General features: G+C 73.8%; 1 protein-coding gene. It reads left to right on the top strand.

Features of this window, described 5'->3' with window-relative positions; all coding sequences use genetic code 11:
- Window positions 1-493: GNAT family N-acetyltransferase (locus tag ABD323_RS45770; RefSeq protein ID WP_486327206.1), on the top strand; the 493-nt coding region annotated here is incomplete at its 5' end.
- Window positions 494-504 lie beyond the last annotated feature (11 nt).

The raw sequence follows: 504 nt of genomic DNA, 5'->3' as shown, positions 1-504 counted from the left end.
CACGCCGCGGCCGCTGGGCGGGGCGGTGCCCGAGCTGCCCGCCGGGGTCGAGCTGCGCACCGCCGCCGACTACCTCGACGACCCGCGCCCGCTCTACGTGGTCGACGTCGAGGGCACCCAGGACGAGCCCGGCGACGTCGACCTGTCCGACCTCGGCTACGAGGAGTGGCTGGAGGAGGTCTGGGAGCGCCCCGACCTCGACCGCGAGCTCACCACCGTCGTGGTGGTGGACGGCGGGGCGGCCGCCTTCAGCGCGGTGCACAGCGACGGCGGCACCCGCTACTGGTCCGCCTTCACCACCACCTCGGCCCAGTTCCGCGGCCGCGGCCTGGCCAAGCTGGCCAAGACCGACTCCCTGCACCGGGCGGTGGCCCGCGGCTGCACCGACGCGTACACCAGCAACGACGCCACCAACGCCCCGATGCTGGCCATCAACGACTGGCTCGGCTACCGGCGTTGCGCGAGCGAGTGGGCGTACACCAAGGAGATCTGACGCCGGATCGG

It is taken from the genome of Kitasatospora nipponensis (genome assembly GCF_039528135.1).
GTDB lineage: Bacteria > Actinomycetota > Actinomycetes > Streptomycetales > Streptomycetaceae > Kitasatospora > Kitasatospora nipponensis.
The sequence above is the reverse complement of the archived record's forward strand: the minus strand, read 5'-3'. Positions and strand labels throughout refer to the sequence as shown.